The following is a 20425-nucleotide window of genomic DNA, read 5'->3' on the forward strand; positions in this document are numbered from 1 at the left end:
CACATATCCTAGTGTAAGGTTTGGTGCTGACCAATTTAGAGACTCCAGTTTCTACTTTGGCAGGACATTCAGACCCAGTCTTGCAAACCAATTTTATAAAAATGCGCATGAATCAGAAAAGTCTCCTTAAAAAAGCGTTCTTATTACTTACCTGTTGCTTTTGCCTTTTCAGTAGGCCCACCTTCGCACAGGACAATCAGAAGTTCCTGAATCCTATTTTGGCAGGTTTTTACCCAGACCCCGCTATCTGCCGGGTGGGAGATGACTATTACCTCATTCTCTCTTCCTTCGCCTACTACCCCGGAGTGCCTATTTTCCACAGCAAGGATTTGGTGAACTGGAGCCAGATAGGCAACATTCTGGACAGGCCAGAACAACTCAACCTGGATAAGCACCGGATAACCAGAGGCATCTTCGCCCCTACGCTTTCCTACCATGCGGGGGTATACTACATGGTAACCACCCTAATTGACCGAGGCGGGAATTTTGTGGTGACCGCCACCAATCCGGCGGGCCCGTGGTCTAACCCGGTTTGGCTGAAGGATGTCCATGGCATTGACCCCTCCTTGTTTTTTGACGAGGACGGAAAAGCCTATATCATCTACAACAGCGATGCACCCGATAACAAGCCGCTCTACGATGGGCACCGTACCATCAAGATGCAGGAGTTTGACTACAAGAACCTGAAAACCACCAGTGCACCTATCATTCTGGTAAACGGCGGCGTAGACATTTCAAAAAAGCCGGTCTGGATTGAGGGCCCGCACCTGTACAAAAAAGACGGCTACTACTACCTCATGGCGGCAGAGGGCGGCACCAGCGTGAACCACTCAGAGGTAATCCTCAGAAGCAAAAAAGTGAACGGCGACTTTGTGCCCAACCCGAACAACCCAATCCTGACGCAGCGTCATTTACCGGCCAACCGCAAGAACCCTATCTCTGCCACCGGCCACGCCGACCTGGTACAGACGCAGAACGGCGAATGGTGGGCCGTGTTTCTGGCTACCCGCCCTTATGACACCGAAGACCACTACAACATAGGCCGCGAAACCTTCCTGGCGCCTGTTACCTGGAAAGACGGCTGGCCTATTATCAACCCTGATTTTGAGGAGGTGCAGTATTCCTACCAACGTCCAAAATTGCCCCAGGGGAAGGCCCCTAAGCTTCCGGTAAACGGAAACTTCACCTATAGAGAAGAATTCAAGGAGAATAAACTACCCATGTACTGGCTGACGCTCCGCACCCCGCGCTCTGAGTGGTACAGCCTGAGCAAACCATCAGGGAGCCTGACGCTGGAGGTAAGGCCGGAGACGGTTTCCGGTTTAGATAACCCTTCGTTCGTGGCCAGAAGGCAGCAGCATATCTACGGGAATGCCAGCGCTAAAATGGATTTCAAACCAGCGTCCTCAAACGAGTTCGCCGGGATAGTGGCGTTACAGAGTGAGCAGCATTACTATGCCCTGGGCAAGACCATTTCCAACGGCAAGGAAGTAGTGCAGCTGCGGAAGTCACAAAAAGCTGCCGAACCGGGTAGTCCGGAAACAACCGTGCTGGCGGAGGCTCCTTTGAAAAGGAAAGACACGAAAAAGCCGCTCTACCTCAAAGTGGAGTTCAAAGCCGGTCAATACGCTTTCTACTATGGCACAAAAGAAGGAGACTGGGCGCTGCTACAAGATCATGTGGACGGAACCTTCCTGAGTACGCGCATAGCAGGGGGCTTTGTGGGAGTAACCCTAGGCATGTATGCCACCTCGCAAGGAAAGCCCTCCACCGGAAAGGCAACGTTTGACTGGTTTCATTACGAAGGCAAAGACCCCATATATGAGACCATCACAACTGCGAAGGCTAAATAAAGGCTATTTAGCGCATTCCGGTAGGCAAGTATGGAATCCAGAGGCTGTACAAATAAGAGGTGCTTTGCTGCTCAAGATTTCTTTAAATCAATTATTACCATCAACGTAACCGTTGACCTTTAAACTATCTAAAAACTATGTCATTACTTCAAAGCTGGAGATGGTACGGGCCCAGTGACCCTGTCACCTTGCAGGATGTGAAACAAGCCGGTGCCACCGGAATCGTGAGTGCCTTACACCATATTCCGCACGGGGCGGTGTGGCCCCTAGAGGAAATCCAGGAGCGGAAACGCATCATTGAGGAAAGCGGGCTTGTGTGGGCAGTGGTGGAAAGCGTGCCGGTACACGAGTCCATCAAAACCCGCGCGGCTGATTGTGAGCAGTATTTGGAAAATTACCGCCAATCGCTCCGCAACCTGGCTGCCTGTGGCCTAACCACCATCTGCTACAACTTCATGCCCGTGCTGGACTGGACTAGAACCAACCTGGCCTATGAACTGCAAAACGGGGCCAAAGCCCTCTACTTTGACTGGGTAGACCTAGCCGTTTTTGACCTGTTTATCTTAAAAAGAGAAGGAGCCGAGCAGGATTACGCCAAGGCCGTAGTGCAGCAAGCCAAAGTCCGTTATGCCTCTTACACCCCAGATAAGCTGGAGCAGCTAAGCGAGATCATCCGGATGGGCGTGCCCATGGAGGGCTTCATTTCGCTGGAACACCTCACGCAGAGCATCGGCATTTACAAAAACATGGGCCATGCCGGACTTCGCGAAAACCTGGCGTATTTCCTGGAGTCTATTATGGACGTTTGTGAGGAAAACGGGCTTAAAATGACCATCCACCCAGATGATCCGCCTTATCCCATTCTAGGTTTGCCAAGAATCGCCTCTAACCAAGAAGACCTGGAGTTCATTCTGAGCAGGGTAGACCGGGCACCCAACGGTATCTGCTTCTGTACCGGTTCATTGGGAGCCGGTGGGCACAACAACCCGGTGGAGATTCTGAAGTCTGTAGGGCACCGCGTGTACTTCGCGCACTTGCGCAACGTGCTGAAAGACGAGAACGGCAACTTCTATGAGTCTGACCACCTGGCCGGCGACGTGGACATGTACGGCGTGATGAAAGAATTGGTAGCCATTAACCGTACCCGGCAAGAGCCTATCCCGTTCAGGCCAGACCACGGGCACCAGATGCTGGACGATTTGCACAAAATCACGAATCCCGGCTATTCGGCCATTGGCAGGTTGCGGGGCTTGGCAGAACTGAGAGGTTTGGAAATGGGCATTGAAAGAACCGTTTACCCTTCATAATCAACACGACTATGCCAGAGAGCATCTTATCTTCTTCCCCCGTTGCTTCTCGTAACACCCAACCTTCTGCGGGCCCCTTCCTGCAGGAGGACTTTTTATTGCCCACCAACGCGGCCCGGCAACTGTACCATGAGTACGCCAAAGGGTTGCCCATCATAGATTACCACTGCCATCTATCGTCGCAGGCGATGGCGGAGAATAAGAACTACCCCAACCTCACCAGCATCTGGTTGGCCGGAGACCATTACAAATGGCGGGCCTTGCGCACTTTGGGCATTGACGAAAAGTACATTACCGGGAGCGCCTCAGACGAAGAGAAGTTCCTGAAATGGGCCGGAGCGGTTCCGTACACAGTACGGAACCCGTTATACCACTGGACGCACATGGAGCTGAAGAACCCGTTTGGGGTGAATGAACTCTTAACGGAGCAAAACGCCCAGGACGTGTACGCGCACTGCAACCAACTGCTGCAAAAACCCGAGTTCACTCCGCAGGGACTGCTAACGCACTTCAACGTAGAAATGGTGGGCACCACCGATGACCCTGCGGATGACCTTGCGTTTCACCGGTCTTTAGCCGAAAGTAGCCTTAAAACGAAAGTGCGGCCTTCGTTCAGGCCAGACAAAGTGTTCAACCTTTCGGGCGGAGATTCTTTCCGGGACTATATTAGGCTGCTGGCCAGCATCACTGGTTCTGAAATCTTCAACCTGGATACCCTGTTAGAAGCGCTGGAGAAGCGGGTGAACTATTTCCATGAACACGGCTGCCGCATTGCTGACCATGGGTTGACCAATATGCCCAACGTCTGGGCGGCCGCGGTGAACCTGGAAGATGCTTTCCTGGGTGTATTGGCCGGGAAAGACCAGGAAGCTGCCCAACACCAGGAGGCCTTTACCTCTTTTCTGCTACTAGAACTGTGCAAAATGTACTACCACAAAGGGTGGGTGCAGCAATTCCACGTGGGCGCCATCCGGAACAACAACAGCCGCATGCTTCAGGTGAACGGCCCAGATACCGGCTATGACTCCATTGGGGATTATCCCCAAATTCAGAGAATGGCCGCGTTCTTCAACCAACTGGAGAAAGAGAATTGCCTCACTAAAACCATCATCTACAACCTGAACCCCGCCGATAACGCGGCCTTTGCTTCCATGATTGGGAATTTCCAAGGTGGCGGCATCAAAGGCAAAATGCAGTTCGGCTCGGCGTGGTGGTTCCTGGACAACCTGGACGGCATGAAAGAGCAGATGAACGCCCTGTCCAACATGGGCCTTATCAGTTGTTTTGTGGGCATGCTCACCGATTCTAGAAGTTTCCTTTCCTACTCGCGCCATGAGTACTTCCGGCGCCTGTTGTGCAACCTCATGGGCGAAGACATGGAGCGCGGCCTGCTGCCCCTGGATTTACCCTGGATTGGCAAAATCGTGCAGGATATCTGCTACTACAACGCCAAAGATTACTTTCCATCTTAATTGAATCCTTTCATGAGTACACTTCCCCAAACGCAAACCTCCCGCAGAAGAAAACCTCTTCTGTATCTTTCCTGGCACAAACTTCTGATGTTCCTTCTAGGAGTGATGCTGGCCCCCGCCGCCTTCGCGGTCGAAGACAGTTCCTATATCTCCAACCAAAGGAAAAGCAATTCATTTCCGCTTTCTGCGGCTGGAAAAGCAGCCCCCTTCTATATCAGTGACGGTGATTTTCCCGGAGTGATCAGGGCATTGCGCGATTTACAGTCAGATGTAATGAAAGTCACCAACGCTGAGCCAGCTTTGACGGTAGGCAAAAAGGCTCCCAAAGCCAAAACCTTGGTGCTGGTGGGTACCTTAGGCAAAAGTCCGCTCATTGACCAATTGGTGAAAAGCAAGAAGCTGGACGTGAAAGACCTAACCGGAAGGTGGGAAACGTTTGTGGTGCAAACCGTGAAAAAACCCATGAAAGGCGTAGACGAAGCCCTCGTGATAGTGGGCAGCGACAAACGCGGCACCATCTACGGCATCTATGACGTGTCTGCCCAGATTGGGGTATCACCTTGGTACTGGTGGGCCGATGTGCCGGTGAAAAAGCAGGAGAACCTATACGTTTTAGAAGGCCGCCATACCAAAGGAACACCCGCCGTAAAGTACCGCGGCATCTTTATCAACGACGAGGCCCCGGCGCTTTCCAACTGGTCTAAAGAGCAGTTCGGTGGCTTCAACCATAAATTCTACGAGAAGGTGTTTGAGTTGGTGCTGCGCATGAAAGGCAATTACCTGTGGCCCGCCATGTGGGGCAGCGCTTTCAGCGATGATGATAAAGCCAATCCGCAGATAGCCGATATGTATGGGGTAGTGATAGGAACCTCGCATCATGAGCCGCTCATGCGCGCCCATGATGAGTGGCGTCGGTACGGTTCTGGCCCCTGGAACTACAACACCAACCCCGAGAAATTGCGCGAGTTCTGGAAAGGCGGCATCCAACGCATGAACGGCTACGAGAGCATTGTGACCGTGGGCATGCGCGGCGACGGCGACGAACCCATGAGTGAGGAAAGCAACATTGGCCTGTTGGAGCGCATTGTGGCCGACCAACGCAAAATCATCTCTGAGGTAACCGGCAAAGACGCATCGCAAACCCCGCAGTTGTGGGCCTTGTACAAAGAGGTGCAGGACTACTATGACAAAGGCATGCGCGTACCAGATGACGTGACTCTGCTCTTAGCCGATGACAACTGGGGGAATATCCGTAAATTGCCCAAAGTAGGCGAAAAACAGCATTCGGGCGGCTACGGCATCTACTACCATTTTGACTACGTGGGCGGCCCGCGTAACTACAAATGGATTAACACCAATCCGCTCCCGCGCATCTGGGAGCAGATGCACTTAGCGTATCAGCACAAAGCCGACCGCATCTGGATTGTGAACGTGGGTGACATCAAACCCATGGAATTCCCCACCGAGTTCTTCCTGGATTATGCCTGGAACCCTGAGAAATGGCCCGCCGAGCGTTTGGATGAATACACCAAACGTTGGGCCGAGCGTCAGTTCGGGGCCGAGCATGCCACCACCATTGCCAATATTTTAGCCAAATACGCCAAGTACAACAGCCGTAGAAAGCCGGAGCTTTTAGCGCCAGACACCTACAGCCTCACCAATTACCAGGAGGCCGAAAGAGTAGTAGCCGACTACAACCGCCTGGCCGAGGAAGCCGAGCGGATGAACAAGGCGTTGCCTGCCCAGTACCGTGATGCCTATTACCAATTGGTGCTCTTTCCGGTACAGGCAAGCGCGAACCTGAATGAACTGCACGTAACCACCGGCCGCAACCGCTTGTACGCCCAACAGGGCAGGGCCACCACCAATGAACTGGCCGCCAGGGTGAAAACCCTGTTTGACCGGGATGCGGAGTTAACCCGGGTGTTCCATAAAGACATAGCCGGGGGCAAGTGGAACCACATGATGTCCCAGACCCACATCAGCTACACGTATTGGCAGCAACCCGAGAAAGATGTGATGCCAGAGGTAAAACAGCTTAACGTACCTACTGCCGCCGAGATGGGCGTCGCCATTGAAGGCGCTGCCAACTGGTGGCCGCAGGAAAAAGGTGCCGCCGTTTTACCGGAGTTTTCTCCTTTTGGAACGCAGGGTCATTACCTGGAGATCTTCAACCGCGGACAAAAGCCATTTGCGTATTCTATTCAGACGGGAGCCCCCTGGTTGAAAGTATCTCAGCCTACGGGTACTGTGGCCAAAGAGCAGCGTGTTTGGGTAAGTGTTGACTGGGCGCAGGCTCCCACCGGCACCCAGCGGGTACCGGTAACCATCACAGGGCCAAATGGCAAGAAAGTGATAGTGCAGGCGGTTGTTCTAAACCCAGCCGCGCCAAAACCAAACCAATTGGAAGGCTTCGCAGAGGCCAACGGGTACGTTTCTATGGAAGCCGAACACTTCACCCGGGCCGTGAATGGCAACAACATCCAGTGGCAGCTTATCCCAGACCTGGGCCGCACCGCCTCGGCCATGACCACCCTGCCGGTAACCGCCCCCAGCCAAACCCCCGGCGGCAACAGCCCGCACCTGGAGTACAAAGTGTACCTACAGAAAGAAGGAGAGGTAAATGTGCAAGTGATGGTGTCTCCAACCCTAAACTTCCACAACACCCAGGGACTGCGCTACGCCATTTCCTTTGACGACGAAGCCCCGCAGATCATCAACATCCATCAGGATAAATCTGAACGGGAGTGGAACAAGAACGTGGCCAACAACATCAATCTCACCGTTTCCAAACACCAATTGAAGAAACCGGGCGAACATACGCTCAAGTTCTGGATGGTAGACTCAGGCATTGTCTTACAGAAAATTGTGATTGATGCCGGTGGCCTGAAGCCAAGCTATTTGGGGCCGCCAGAAAGTGCGTTCCAACCTGCCAGGCAAGCAAAGTAAACAGCGTTTCGGGCCTGTTTTCATAAAAACAGGCCCGAAACCAACTCTTATTACAAATAGAGCTTAAGAAAGGTCTTCACCAATCTGTAACAACTACAGGAAGGCTTGTGCATTCGCCTAACGGGCCTACTTTTCGCGGGCGCGAGTTTGTGATTGGTGTCTACAGATGATGGGTAGTCTCTGGCCCTTCTTGCTGATCAGCGGCTAAACGGGCCTGGTGTGGCTATGGCCCGAATTTACTTCCGTGACTTGGGAGCCGGCAGAAAGTCACTATACCGGAAATGATTCCATTCTAAGACCTCTATCCGCGGGCAAAAAGCGTATATCCCAAGCCAAGAAGAAGTGTTTAGAGGCTAATTTCCAGAAAGTTGTTTATAAACGTTAATGTATATTTAGCTTCAAGAGTAGTTAAACAAAGCATAAGTCCCAGACCAACCCGTCTGGCATACGAATAAAGCATAACCTATAACCCATTCGCTATGAAGTTTTTCATTGACACGGCCAACCTGGCCCACATCAAAGAAGCCCATGATCTGGGCATTTTGGACGGTGTAACTACCAATCCATCGTTAATGGCCAAAGAAGGCATTAAAGGAGAGCAGGCCACGCTAGACCACTACAAAGCCATCTGTGAGATTGTGGATGGAGACATCAGTGCCGAAGTACTTTCCACGGACTTTGACTCCATGGTAGCCGAAGGAAAGATTCTGGCGGCGTTGCACCCTAACATTGTGGTGAAGGTGCCCATGATCAAAGACGGCCTGAAAGCCATCAAGTACTTCACCGACAACGGCATCAAAACCAACTGTACCCTGGTGTTCTCGGCCGGACAAGCCATCTTGGCCGCCAAAGCCGGGGCAACCTACGTGTCTCCTTTCCTGGGCCGGGTGGATGACATTGGTTGGGATGGGGTGCAATTGATTGAGCAGATTGCCAACATCTATGCTATCCAGGGCTATGAAACCCAAATTCTGGCGGCGTCTATCCGCAGTTCCATGCACATTGTGAAGTGTGCCGAGGCGGGTGCCCATGTCTGCACTTGCCCGTTAGAGCCAATCTTGGGTTTGCTTACCCATCCCCTCACTGCCAGCGGCTTAGCCAAGTTTGTGGCCGATGCTGAGAAGATGAAAGAGATCATGCAAGAGCAAGCCTAAGTTTTTCTTTTTTTCAGACTTATAGTTAATCAATTTACCATCAAACCTGTTTAGAGTTTTTCATTAACCGGCATTTAAAGCAATTCCTTTGGTGCAAGTGTCCACTTATGCCTTCATTTTTAGGCTGTTTTTATGAAAATAGGCATAAAACAGGAAGGTTATTTGTACACTGGCACAAGCATCTGTTTATACCGCCGTTTTTAAGCTGTTTTTAGAAAAACAGCTTAAAAACTCTAAACAGCTTCATCGTCTTGTACGATGGTAAAAAGTAAAATCGGACTCCTTGGGAGTCCGATTTTACTTTTTAGAGGCAATTGTTTCGAGTATGTTTTCTGAAAACTAAGCCGAAAACGAGTATAGTAAAACCATTCTTGAAAAAATCAAGCTGCTTGAAGTTGAGATAAGATTGATTTTTAGCGGATGGGTTCCCCTCCGTGGAGAGGCAGGGGTGGGGTGCACATTCCATGATTCTTCACAATGGAACAAAAATGGCTGCCTCTTTTGGAGGCAGCCATTTTAATAACATGAATAATCAAATGTTGAATCTGACCATTCAAGAGGTCTGATTCAACATTTAGACCTACTAGAGACTTGATAAAACCAGAGACTAGATAAACTTGTTAATGATGTTTTCCAGGTACTCCTGACGACCGCTTTTCACAGCTGGCTCACCTTGCTCAATGGCGTAGGCACGCAGGTCTTCCAACTTCAGTTTACCTTGCTCAAACTCCTGGCCTTTGCCGCTGTCAAAAGAAGCGTAACGCTCTTCGCGGATTTTAAGGAAATCAGATTTCTGCAGGATGTTGTCGGCAGTGATCAAGGCGCGGGCAAAGGTATCGGCGCCGCCGATGTGCGCGTAGAACAGATCAGCAGGGTCAGTTGAGTTTCTTCTGATTTTGGCGTCAAAGTTCACCCCACCACCTTGCAGTCCACCAGCTTCTAGGAAAATCAGCATGGCCTCGGTCAGCTCGTTCAGGTTGTTCGGGAATTGGTCAGTGTCCCAGCCGTTCTGGTAGTCGCCGCGGTTGGCGTCCAAAGAACCTAACATGCCCGCGTCAGCAGCCACTTGCAACTCGTGCTGGAAAGTATGGCCCGCCAACGTTGCGTGGTTTACCTCAATGTTTATTTTGAAATCGTTTAATAAGTCATGCTGACGCAGGAACCCGATCACGGTAGCGCAATCGTAGTCGTACTGGTGCTTGGTGGGTTCCATGGGCTTAGGCTCAATGAAGAACGTGCCTTTAAAGCCTTGGGCACGGGCATAGTCCTTGGCGGAGTGCAGGAAGCGGGCCAGATGCTCTTGCTCGCGTTTCATGTTGGTGTTCAGCAAGGTCATATAGCCTTCCCGACCTCCCCAGAACACGTAGTTTTCACCGCCTAACGCGATAGTAGCGTCCAAAGCGCCTTTCACCTGGGCGGCCGCGTGCGCCAACACATGGAAGTCTGGGTTAGTAGAGGCACCGTTCATGTAGCGTTGGTGCGAGAACACGTTGGCCGTTCCCCAAAGCAGTTTCACGCCGCTTTCGGCTTGTTTCTGCTTTGCGTACTCCACCATGGTCTGCAAACGACGGTCGTTTTCAGCGATGTCATTGCCGTAGTCCACCACATCCACGTCATGGAAGCAGTAGTACGGCATGCCCATTTTAGTGATGAACTCAAACGCAGCATCCATCTTGGCTTTGGCGCGCGTGATCACGTCAGAACTCTCGTCCCAGGAAAAGTTCAAGGTTGGGCCACCAAATGGATCTGAACCGTTCGCGTTGAAAGAGTGCCAGTAGGCTACCGAAAATTTGAAATGTTCTTTCAGGGTTTTGCCGGCTACCACACGGTTTTCGTCATACCAACGGTACGCCAACGGGTTGTCTGACTCCAGCCCTTCAAATTTTATCTGGCCTATGCCTTTGAAATATTCTTTGTCTCCTAATGTTAGATTTGCCATGGTTTTGTGGTTATGATGTGAAAGATTAGTCTCTTAATTGTTTCTGAAGAAGGGTTTTCCAGTCCTGGTACGCCGTTTCGTAAGCATCGGTCTGGGTAGGTTCAATGACTCTTAAACGTTCAAAACGGCTAAAGGCTTCCTGGGCCGAGGCGAAAACGTTGGCTCCAATTCCGGCTCCCAGGGCAGCACCTACGCTCCCGTCGTTCTGGTACAGTTCTACCGGAACGTGCGTGGCGTTTACAAACGCTTCAGCAAACAGCTCGCTCAGGAACATATTGGCATTGCCTGCTCTGATTACTTGAGGGTTCATGCCGTTTTCCCGCATGATGTCCAACCCGTAGCGGAACGTGAAGGCGATTCCCTCCTGCACTGCTCTATAGATATGCGCTTTGGTATGTAGGTTCAAGTCCAGGTTGTGGAACTGCGCCCCAATAATGCGGTTATTGAACACGCGCTCGGCTCCGTTCCCGAAAGGGAAAATGCGCAAGCCTCCACTACCAATGGGAGCTTTCTGCGCCTCGGTATTCATCTGCGGGTAGGAGAGGCCTTGGCCCATGTTTTCCTTCACCCAGCTGTTCATGATGCCCGTGCCGTTGATGTTCATGAGCACACCCACCCGCTTGGCGTCTGGCACGTAGTTCACGTGCGCAAACGTATTCACGCGCGACTGCGGGTCATACACCAATTGGTCGCTCACGCCGTAAATCACGCCCGACGTACCAGCCGTAGCCGCTACCTCGCCCGGATTCAGCACGTTCAAGGAAAGCGCATTGTTAGGTTGGTCACCGGATTTATAAGCCACCGGAATGCCCGCTTTCAAAGAAAGGGAAGAAGCAATCTCGGCCTTCACCGCGCCGTGGGAAGAAAACAGCGGCCGAACCTCCGGGATTATGTCGGGGCTAAAGCCGAAGAAATTCATCACATCCTGGGAAACCTCATCCTTCTGGAAATCCCAGAAAATCCCTTCTGACAAAGCCGATACGCTGGTGGTAATCTCGCCCGTCAGTTTCATGGCGATGTAGTCACCGGGCAGCATGATCTTGTGGATTTTGCGGAACGTTTCAGGCTCGTTTTCCTTTACCCAGGCCAATTTCGCGGCGGTGAAGTTGCCCGGAGAGTTGAGTAGGCGGGAAAGGCTTTGTGCCTGCCCAATGTGCTCCAGCGCTTTCTGGCCGTACGGTACCGCACGGCTGTCGCACCAGATGATGGATTCGCGCAATACTTCCTGGTTTTGGTTCACAATGACCAAACCGTGCATCTGGTAGGCAATGCCAATGGCACCAATGTCCTGCGGGTTGTACGCGCCAGAGGCGTTCGCTTTCTGAATGGCTTTCTGCGCGTGCTCCCACCACATCTCCGGCGACTGCTCTGCCCAACCTGGTTGCAGGGAGTTGATTTTAGACTCGGTTTCCGGAAACTGCGCCGAAACCACACTTTGTTGGGTGGCGGCGTCTACCACAGAGACTTTAATGGAGGAGGTACCTACGTCTATTCCTAATAAGAGCATATATGGCTTGGTTACAATGAATGCAGTTCAATGAAAAATGATACGCAGTGATAGCCTTTTCATTTAAGAGAGGCTAAGTTTTATGCCAACGTTGGCATAAGTTTAAAGCTAAATTTTCAAAATAGGAAACAAAGCCATAAGAATTATCAAAATTTTACGAAATTGTAGGTAAAAGGTGGGGGAATGAGGCAAATAAATAATTAACCCAACGGGGATGCCTTGAATTCTGCTCTTCTCACCTGGGTAACGGTCTATACGAGGACGGACAATGTTTTAGGCCTGTTTTAGGTAAATAGTGCCAAAATGAGGAGAAACCCCCTACGTTTGTAGTGCTATTGGAAAGTAGTATTTAAGTACCTTTGGCCTTTAGACTACCTTAGCATTGAAGAAGACCACCATACATGATATTGCCCGCGAGTTGGATGTAACGTTCTCTACGGTGGCACGTGCCTTGAATGACCATCCCGCTATCAGCGTAGCTACTAAAGCGGCCGTGTTGGAAACGGCCAAACGCCTGAACTACCAGCAGAACAAACTGGCTTCGTCGCTGCGCTCTGGGCGTACCAACGTCATCGGGATAATAGTGCCTAGTCTGGATACCAGCTTTTTCAGTTCGGTGGTGCATGGCATAGAACGGGTGATGAACGAGAACGGGTACAGCATGCTTTTGTACCAAACGGGCGAGTCGCTGGCGCAGGAGCAAAAGGGAATAGAGACGTTTCTGCAGTCAAGGGTAGACGGCATCATCTCATCGGTGTCCAGCGAAGAAAAAGGGCTGGCGTTTTACGGGCAGATCTGCAAACGCCAGGTGCCGCTGCTGTTCTTTGACCGGGCCATCCAGAACCTGCCGGTGCCTTCGGTTACCATCAATGACTACCAGGCGGGCTTTGTGGCCACGGAGCATCTCATCAAACAGGGCTACAAACACATCGCCCACCTTACCTCAGACCAAAACCTGACCATCTTCAACGAACGTTTCAGGGGTTACCGCGATGCGCTGGCGCAGTATGGGTTGGAGTTGAACGAAAACAGGATCTTCAAGGGGAGGCTATCGCTGGAATTCGGGAAAAGCTCTTTGCAGCAGCTTCTGGGGCAACACGGGCCGCTAGACGCCATTTTCGCGGCCGAAGATTACACCGCCATGGGAGCCTTACAGATGTTGTTGGAAAGAGGAATAAAGGTTCCTGAGCAGGTGGGGGTAGTAGGTTTCGCCAATGAAGCCTTCGGGGAGTTCGTGACTCCTTCTCTGTCAACGGTAGACCAGCAGACCATTAAGATGGGTGAGGAGACCGCCCGTCTGTTTTTAAAGCTGATTGCCAACAAAGACTACTACGGCACCACGCCTGAACACATTGTTCTGGATCCTATTCTTATTTCCCGCCGGTCTTCCCAGCTAAAATAGCTTTCAATTTCCCTCGCTCGCCTCTGGCGAGTGTGGGTTACTTTCGGCCTCTGGCCGTTTCTCGGCTCTTTTTGAATAAATAAGCCTAAAACAGCGAGACGCCGCAGGTAGCTCACACTCGCTAGAGGCGAGCGAGGGTTCTATTCTGGTGAATCAGCCTTTAGTAGGTAGTGTTACACTGACTTGACTATAGCTCGTTTATTATGTTAAGTATAAAAGGTGAAATTCTTCAAAGCCAGAGAAGCGGGATTCAGGGAAACTTAGGTTAATTTTGTGCCGATATGGGTTTGAGCATTACATCGTTGGCATCGGGGAGTAACGGCAATTGCTATTACATAGGGAATGAGCAGGAAGCGGTGTTGGTAGACGCGGGAATCTCATGCCGGGAAACCGAGCACCGCATGAAACGCCTGGGGCTTTCCATGGAGAAGGTGAAAGCCATCTTCATTTCCCACGAACACGCAGACCACATCAAAGGCCTGCCGGTGTTGGCCAAAAAGTACCGGTTGCCGGTCTACATCACCCCCGCCACGCGGCAGAACATGCGCTCTGGAGTTGACCCTCAGTTGGTTAATTCTTTTCAGGCGTACGAGCCAGTGTTTATTGGAAGTCTTTCCGTCATCGGTTTTCCCAAACTGCACGATGCCGCCGATCCGCATAGTTTCATTGTTTCGTGCCAGGGCATCAACGTGGGCGTTTTCACCGACATCGGGACTCCCTGCCACCACGTGATTCAGCAATTTCAACAGTGCCACGCCGCTTTTCTGGAAACCAACTATGACGATGATCTGCTGGACAGAGGCCATTACCCGTATCATCTCAAAGTAAGAATCAGGGGAAACCACGGGCACCTTTCCAACCGGCAAGCCTTGAATCTATTCACGGGTTACAAGCCCCCGTTTATGAGCCACGTGCTGCTGGGGCATCTATCCAAAGACAACAACTGCCCCAGGCTGGTAAAAGAGCTGTTCACCACCCATGCCGCCGGAACTCAGGTAGTAGTTGCCTCCCGGTATGAAGAGACGCCGGTGTATCTCATTGGCGGGGCACCCGTTGCCTTGAACCTGAACGCCAACGCAGTGCCTGCTGCGCCGCCTAAATCAACTAAACCTACGAAAAAGATGGAGCAGCTAGCCCTGGATTTCTCCTGACCGGCCAAAAGCAGTGGGCTACTGGGGCGTTTTAAGCCAGGTTTTATGAAAGTAGCCGGGAAAGGGGGCAGGGTCTTTCCTTCATGCTGTACGTTTTCCTTGCACTTCTTCGGCAATTTTGTAAACCCTAGAAATACTTCCTACGTTTTGATACCCATGTACCACACCTTATAACCAAGATAATACTATGGATGTATCAAATGTAAAAGAAGCCGCTGATAACTATAACCCAGAGCATAGAGAAGGACCAGTAGCTCGCACCATTGAGGAGTATACTGCCAAGTTGCCTTCTGACCTTTTCCTGTGGGCTGCTCTTGGCTCCATGGCTGTATCAGCTACCCTGAAAATCATGAAGAAAGATGATGAAGCCCTGTTTGTAGGACAGTGGCCAGCACCTTTCTTGCTATTAGGACTTTACAACAAAGTAGTGAAAGTAAAAGGCCATGAAGGTGAGAAGACCGATGGCAGCCGTGGCGGCAGTAGATAAGCCGCTCACCTAAAACAACAAAGGGGAAGCAAACGCTTCCCCTTTGTTGTTTTAGGGCTGTTTTTACGAAAACAGCCCTAAAACAAATTGCCTCGGCATAATGTGATCACCTTCTTTCCCTACTGATTACCTGACGTTCCGCCCTCCTGCTGGTGGTTCCCGGCGAATCTGGAGACTCGCTTCATCCTGTGTCACGAGACGGGAGTCTCGCGCCAGTTTACTTTAAACCTGTGTGGTCTTGGAGACCACACAGGTTTTCGCGTTTTGGGGCTGTTTTCCGCAAAATAGCCCCAAAACACATCAGCAAGACTCCCCCTCTCCGTGGGAGAGGGGCTGGGGGTGAGGTCTCGCACCCCTTCTTAACGCAGTGCTGGAATAGAGGCTAAGTTCACCCGCTTGCCTCATAAGGACGCTTCCTGAACTGTCTATCTGAATACCAATGCTTACTGCGGTCGTTTCTTGGTACCCCGGGTGGGCGGTGCCGAAAGCGGGTCGTCGGGCCAGTGGTGTTTGGGGTAGCGGCCTCTCAGGTCTTTGCGCACGTCAAAATACCCCGTGCCCCAGAAGCTGCGTAAGTCGCGGGTGACTTGTACGGGCCGCGAAGCAGGGGAAAGCAGGTGCATGAGTACCGGTACCTTGCCGCCGCCAACGCGCGGGGTATCCAGCATCCCAAATACCTCCTGCAGCCGGACGGCTAACACTGGGGTAGTGGCTTCTGAGTAATCCAGGGCAATGCGGGAACCGCTGGGAACTTCCAGGTGCGAAGGCGCCAACCAGTCTATTTCCTGGCGTTGTTCCCAGGAGAAATCCGCTAACAGTATTTCCCTGAAATCAAGCTTTGCTACCTGCTCCAGCGTGCGTAAACCTTCCAAATGCGGCAGCAGCCATTCTTCCATGGTGGCTTCTAGTGCTGTCTCAGAGACATCGGGCCATTGGCCTGGGTTGAGTTGGTGCAAAAAAGCCAGTCTCTGGAGCGTTTTCTGCGCATCTTCATTCCACGGCAATCGGGCAATTCCTTTTTCCCGAAGTGCCTGCAAAAGTGCCTGGGCCACTAGCTCTTTCTTGGGTGTAGTGACCGGGGTTTCTTCCAGCGTAAGCGCCCCCATACGGGTGATCTGGCGGGCAATTACCTTCTCTGCTACGGCATCCCAGCGGACTTCCTCCATGCGTTCCAGTTGGCCAGAGAAATGGGTGAGCACCTCTTCTTTGGTGACGGGTGCGGCCGTCAAGACGCGGGGCTTGGTGCCTAGTTCCATGTGAGCGATGGCGTAAAACTCAGCTTCGCCGAACAATTCAGTCTGCAAGGCGGCCCGTTGCCCGGAGACCAGCCGGATGCGGCCGGAGGTTTCCCGTTGGGCAAGTCGGTCTGGGTAGGCCAGGGCGGTCAGCAAGCCAATGGCGCCATACTGAATGGGCGCTCTTTTCTCCCTGATCCGCTGCCGCAGGTTCTGCGCTTGCTCCCTGATCTTCCGGAGGGTATTGGCATCTACCGTGTAGCCGGGCGTTGGGGGCGACTGTCCGTCCAGAAGTTCAAGCCGCAGGGCTAAGTCGGGCAAAGGCTCGGCCCAGGAAATCTGCAGGGGCTTTACTACATCGCGGTCAGAAAGCAGGGCTGCCAGGTCACAGGCGGTGGTACCCAGCCCTAGCGCTTGGCCGCGCATGACCAGGTGCCCTAACCGGGGAGACAAGCCCAACGCCGCCAAGGCTTTCCCGTGGGCGGTGGCTTTCCCGGTCTTGTCCAAGGCTTCCAGGCGGATCAATAGATCGCGGGCTAAAGCCAGGGCGGCCGTGGGCGGAGTGTCCAGCCACTTGAGCGCAGTCGCTTCCGGCACTCCCCAAATGGCTAGTTCCAGGGCCAATCCGGTTAAGTCGGCCTCGCAAATCTCGGGTGTTTGCCGGTCGGCCAATTGCAATTGATCGGCGGAAGACCACATGCGGTAGCATACCCCCGGGCCTAACCGGCCGGCCCTCCCGCGTCGCTGATCGGCGGCGGCCCGGGACACGGGGATGGTGGCCAGGGTGGTAAGCCCAATGCGCGGCACAAACTTAGGTACCCGGGCGTATCCGCCGTCAATGACTACTTTGATGCCTTCTATGGTTAAACTGGTTTCGGCGATGCTGGTGGCCAGCACCACTTTGCGGTAGCCCGAGGGAGCCGGTTTAATGGCTGCCAGTTGATTGGTGAGGTTCAGGTCGCCGTGCAGCAGGTGCAGCTGAATATTTGAGGCTAATTTCCCTTCCAGTGCCTGGGCTACCCGCCGCATCTCGCCCATGCCCGGCAGAAAGGCCAGGACATCACCCTCAAGCTCTTGTTCCAAGGCTTTCCGGATGGCTTTGGGCACCAGGTTCGTCAACCGTTCGGCGGGTCTCTGCCCGGCTGTAGCGATTTCAGCGGGAGAGAGGTAATGCGTCTCCACTGGAAACTGCCGGCCTTCGCTTGTGATCACAGGCGCCTCTAACCATTGCGCAACCGAGGATGCATTTAAGGTCGCACTCATCACCAATAACCGGAGATCAGGCCGAAGTACCGCCTGGGCGTCCAAGGCCAGGGCAAGCCCTACATCGGCCTGTAGACTCCGTTCATGGAATTCGTCAAAGATGATGGCGGCAATGCCCTCCAACCCCGGATCACTTTGCAGCAAGCGGGTGAGGATACCCTCAGTGACAACTTCAATCCTGGTTTTGTCTGAGACAATGTGCTCCATGCGCACCCAATACCCCACGGTTTGGCCCACCTCTTCGCCCAATAAATCAGACATGCGTTGGGCCGCCGCGCGGGCCGCCAGCCGCCTGGGCTCCAGCATGATGATTTTGCCGCCTGCCCGCCAATCGGCGTCCAGTAATGCCAACGGTACCAGGGTGGTTTTTCCCGCCCCCGGTGGAGCCTCCAGTACGGCCCGGGAATTCGTTTCTAAGGCAGCCACCAGGCGCGGCAGCGCTTCTTGAACGGGTAAATCTGGTAGGGAAGTAAGGGAAATACGTGACATGGAACCCAAATTTCTGGATTCTTGGGCTAAAGTCCTGCGGCGGGACGTACTATTTTTATGCTACTTTAAGATTTAAAGCCCAAAAACGGAAAAGCCTGCTCAAAAGAGCAGGCTTTTCCGTTTTTGGGCTGGGAAACTATTCCGCTTTCTCGTTGATGTAGCTCTTGGCTAGATCATTCAGGAGGGTGTCGGTTTTTTGCTCTTCTTCCAGCGTTTGACGCAACAACTTAGCTGCCTCTGCGTGGCCTAGGCGCTCCGCAAAGTGGGCGGCGGTACCGTATCCGGCAATCTCGTAGTGCTCCATGCGTTGGATAGAGGCGATCAGGCCGGCGTCTTTCACTTCTGGGGTAGCATCCTCCTCAATGGTTTCTTCGCCCTCTTCCACCAAGCCTTCCATGGCTTTGCATTTCATTCGCCCCGGGCTGGTGCCCACCAGTTCGCACACTTTCTCCAGTCGGTCTTTCTGGGCTCTGGTTTCTTCCAGGTGGGTCTCAATGGCTCCCTTCAGTTTTTCGTCTTCGGTTGCTTTGATCATTTTGGTCAGCGCGGCAATGCCTTGTTTCTCAGCGCTGTAAAGGTCTTTTAACTGGTGTTCAAACAGGTCTTCCAGTGTTTTTAACTTAGCCATAATGGTATAGGTTCTATAGGTTAGTATTTATACCAAGTCTATACGCGGAGGTAGTTAAAGGGTTAAAGAATTAAGGCAAGGGAAAGCTAATTCATCTTGTTTACAGCCGTTTAAAAATAAATGGATGCGAAGGCGCTTTGAGGATTGGCCCCGCTTAAGGCTATATGAAGTCTTCCTCTTCACTTCCTGAGGGATGGAATCGGTGATTTTTGGAACGCATCTTGTACTACGCACAAAGAAAAATTCGTAAAAAGAGAGGGATCTTCGTACTTACCTAGACTAAAGGCAGCTGAGGGAGGGTTATTCAGGAAGGAAACTGTCAGAAAGGAGCAAACTATGACGCATAACATCTGGAAATACTTTGGAGGATTGGGCTTGCTGGCCATCACGGTACAATTGTGCAGCCAGCAACCGTTACAACAAACCGGCGGATCAAACGGAAACGGAACCGATGCGCCTTTTGTGCGGGAAGGTGTCCTCAAAGCTCCTGCACTGCCTACCTCGCTCTCCTTCGCCGGCGAACCGGTTCCCTTAGACGTGCCGGATGTGGCCGAACGGCTAGACCGGGAATTACTCGTGAATTCTTACTTGCAGGCAACCACCTTGCTGGGTTTGAAACGCATGCAACGGTACCAACCCGAGATTGAGCGCTTACTCCAGGAAAATGACATCCCGGCCGATTTTATATATCTTTCCCTGGCCGAAAGCTTGTTTAGCCAGGTAACCTCCCCCGCCGGTGCCTCTGGGTTCTGGCAACTCATGCCCGATACGGCCCGGGGCTACGGCCTGTTGGTGAACTCTGAAGTGGATGAGCGTTTCCATGTAAAGAAGGCTACCCTGGCCGCCTGCCGGTACCTGAAATCGGCGAAGAAGCGTTTCGGCTCCTGGACAAATGCGGCCGCCGCCTATAACCGGGGAATGAACGGCATAGGCAATGCCTTGGAACGGCAGCGGGTAAGCTCTTACTATGACCTGTACCTGAACGATGAGACCTCGCGGTACATGTTCCGCATTCTGGCCTTGAAAGAAGTGCTGGGTAATCCGCAGAAATACGGGTTTGACCTGCCCAAAGAGCAGGGTTATGATGTGTTGCCTACCCGCACGTACAGAGTCACCACGTCCATTCCAGATCTAGCCAAGTTTGCCGTAGAGCAGGGCACCAACTACAAAACCCTCCGGCTTTACAACCCCTGGATCAAAGCCTATAAACTGACCGTTGCCCCCGGTAAGGAGTTTGAGTTGCTTTTTCCAAAGTAGTTTTTGAGGCAATGGAAGTTACTTGGGCACGAAATGAGCAGCAATGCCTTCTCTTTTTCGAGCGTCAGAGCAAAAGCGATTCGGGGCTGTTTTTCCAAAAACAGCCCCGAATCGCTTCTAAGCTTAATTCCAATGAACGTAAACCCAGGAATTGAAAGTGCTCCCCGAATTTACGCTCTGAAGTGGCGACGTGGGGGGAGAGGGTACGAATACCATAAGACCCACAGAAGTATTTTGACCGTTGTTGGTGTTCTCACCAACAACTTCTAATCAGTTCAGCTTGATGGAAATTTTGAGAAGGGAGCCGATAACGGATTCTTGGTGAGAACACC

The 20425-nt window shown here is 52.3% G+C and carries 13 protein-coding genes; 9 read left to right on the forward strand and 4 right to left on the reverse strand.

Features of this window, described 5'->3' with window-relative positions:
• Positions 1-107 precede the first annotated feature (107 nt).
• From HHO50_RS16870 to fsa, 5 genes are all read left to right on the forward strand, one after another.
• Entirely contained in the window at positions 108-1853 is a 1746-nt protein-coding gene (locus tag HHO50_RS16870; RefSeq protein ID WP_181307659.1) for a glycoside hydrolase family 43 protein, read from the forward strand.
• 137 nt (positions 1854-1990) lie between these two features.
• Positions 1991-3160, forward strand: coding sequence for a mannonate dehydratase (uxuA, locus tag HHO50_RS16875; RefSeq protein ID WP_181307661.1), 1170 nt, complete (start codon positions 1991-1993; stop codon positions 3158-3160).
• An 11-nt stretch (positions 3161-3171) separates the two neighbouring features.
• Positions 3172-4632, forward strand: coding sequence for a glucuronate isomerase (gene uxaC / locus HHO50_RS16880; RefSeq protein ID WP_181307663.1), 1461 nt, complete (start codon positions 3172-3174; stop codon positions 4630-4632).
• Positions 4633-4719: 87 nt separating this feature from the next.
• Positions 4720-7581, forward strand: a complete 2862-nt coding sequence (locus HHO50_RS16885) for a glycosyl hydrolase 115 family protein (RefSeq protein WP_255478792.1) — start codon at positions 4720-4722, stop codon at positions 7579-7581.
• A gap of 479 nt (positions 7582-8060) precedes the next feature.
• On the forward strand, positions 8061-8735 hold the full coding sequence (fsa, locus tag HHO50_RS16890; RefSeq protein ID WP_181307667.1) for a fructose-6-phosphate aldolase: 675 nt from the start codon (positions 8061-8063) through the stop codon (positions 8733-8735).
• A 607-nt stretch (positions 8736-9342) separates the two neighbouring features.
• On the opposite strand, the gene xylA is transcribed toward fsa, so the two are convergent.
• On the reverse strand, positions 9343-10674 hold the full coding sequence (xylA, locus tag HHO50_RS16895; RefSeq protein ID WP_181307669.1) for a xylose isomerase: 1332 nt from the start codon (positions 10672-10674) through the stop codon (positions 9343-9345).
• Between the two features lie 25 nt (positions 10675-10699).
• A complete protein-coding gene (locus HHO50_RS16900; protein WP_181307671.1) occupies positions 10700-12181 on the reverse strand; it encodes a xylulokinase in 1482 nt (493 codons plus the stop codon).
• Between the two features lie 382 nt (positions 12182-12563).
• On the opposite strand from HHO50_RS16900, the gene HHO50_RS16905 reads away from it, so the two are divergent.
• The 3 genes from HHO50_RS16905 to HHO50_RS16915 all read left to right on the forward strand — a co-directional run bounded on the left by HHO50_RS16905 (position 12564) and on the right by HHO50_RS16915 (position 15221).
• Complete coding sequence (locus HHO50_RS16905) at positions 12564-13583, forward strand: LacI family DNA-binding transcriptional regulator (protein ID WP_181307673.1); 1020 nt, start codon at positions 12564-12566, stop codon at positions 13581-13583.
• 281 nt (positions 13584-13864) lie between these two features.
• Positions 13865-14734 carry an MBL fold metallo-hydrolase gene (locus HHO50_RS16910; protein WP_181307675.1) on the forward strand — a complete coding sequence of 290 codons (870 nt, stop codon included), beginning with the start codon at positions 13865-13867 and terminating at the stop codon, positions 14732-14734.
• A gap of 187 nt (positions 14735-14921) precedes the next feature.
• Complete coding sequence (locus HHO50_RS16915) at positions 14922-15221, forward strand: hypothetical protein (RefSeq protein ID WP_181307676.1); 300 nt, start codon at positions 14922-14924, stop codon at positions 15219-15221.
• A gap of 443 nt (positions 15222-15664) precedes the next feature.
• Here the strand turns inward: HHO50_RS16915 and hrpB are convergent, their stop codons facing one another.
• Both hrpB and HHO50_RS16925 read right to left on the reverse strand, forming a co-directional pair.
• Positions 15665-18208, reverse strand: coding sequence for an ATP-dependent helicase HrpB (gene hrpB / locus HHO50_RS16920; protein ID WP_181307677.1), 2544 nt, complete (start codon positions 18206-18208; stop codon positions 15665-15667).
• Between the two features lie 136 nt (positions 18209-18344).
• On the reverse strand, positions 18345-18836 hold the full coding sequence (locus HHO50_RS16925; RefSeq protein WP_181307679.1) for a ferritin-like domain-containing protein: 492 nt from the start codon (positions 18834-18836) through the stop codon (positions 18345-18347).
• Positions 18837-19172: 336 nt separating this feature from the next.
• On the opposite strand from HHO50_RS16925, the gene HHO50_RS16930 reads away from it, so the two are divergent.
• Positions 19173-20093, forward strand: a complete 921-nt coding sequence (locus HHO50_RS16930) for a lytic transglycosylase domain-containing protein (protein WP_181307680.1) — start codon at positions 19173-19175, stop codon at positions 20091-20093.
• Positions 20094-20425: the final 332 nt, after the last annotated feature.

Source organism: Rufibacter sp. XAAS-G3-1 (assembly GCF_013623775.1).
Classification (GTDB): domain Bacteria; phylum Bacteroidota; class Bacteroidia; order Cytophagales; family Hymenobacteraceae; genus Nibribacter.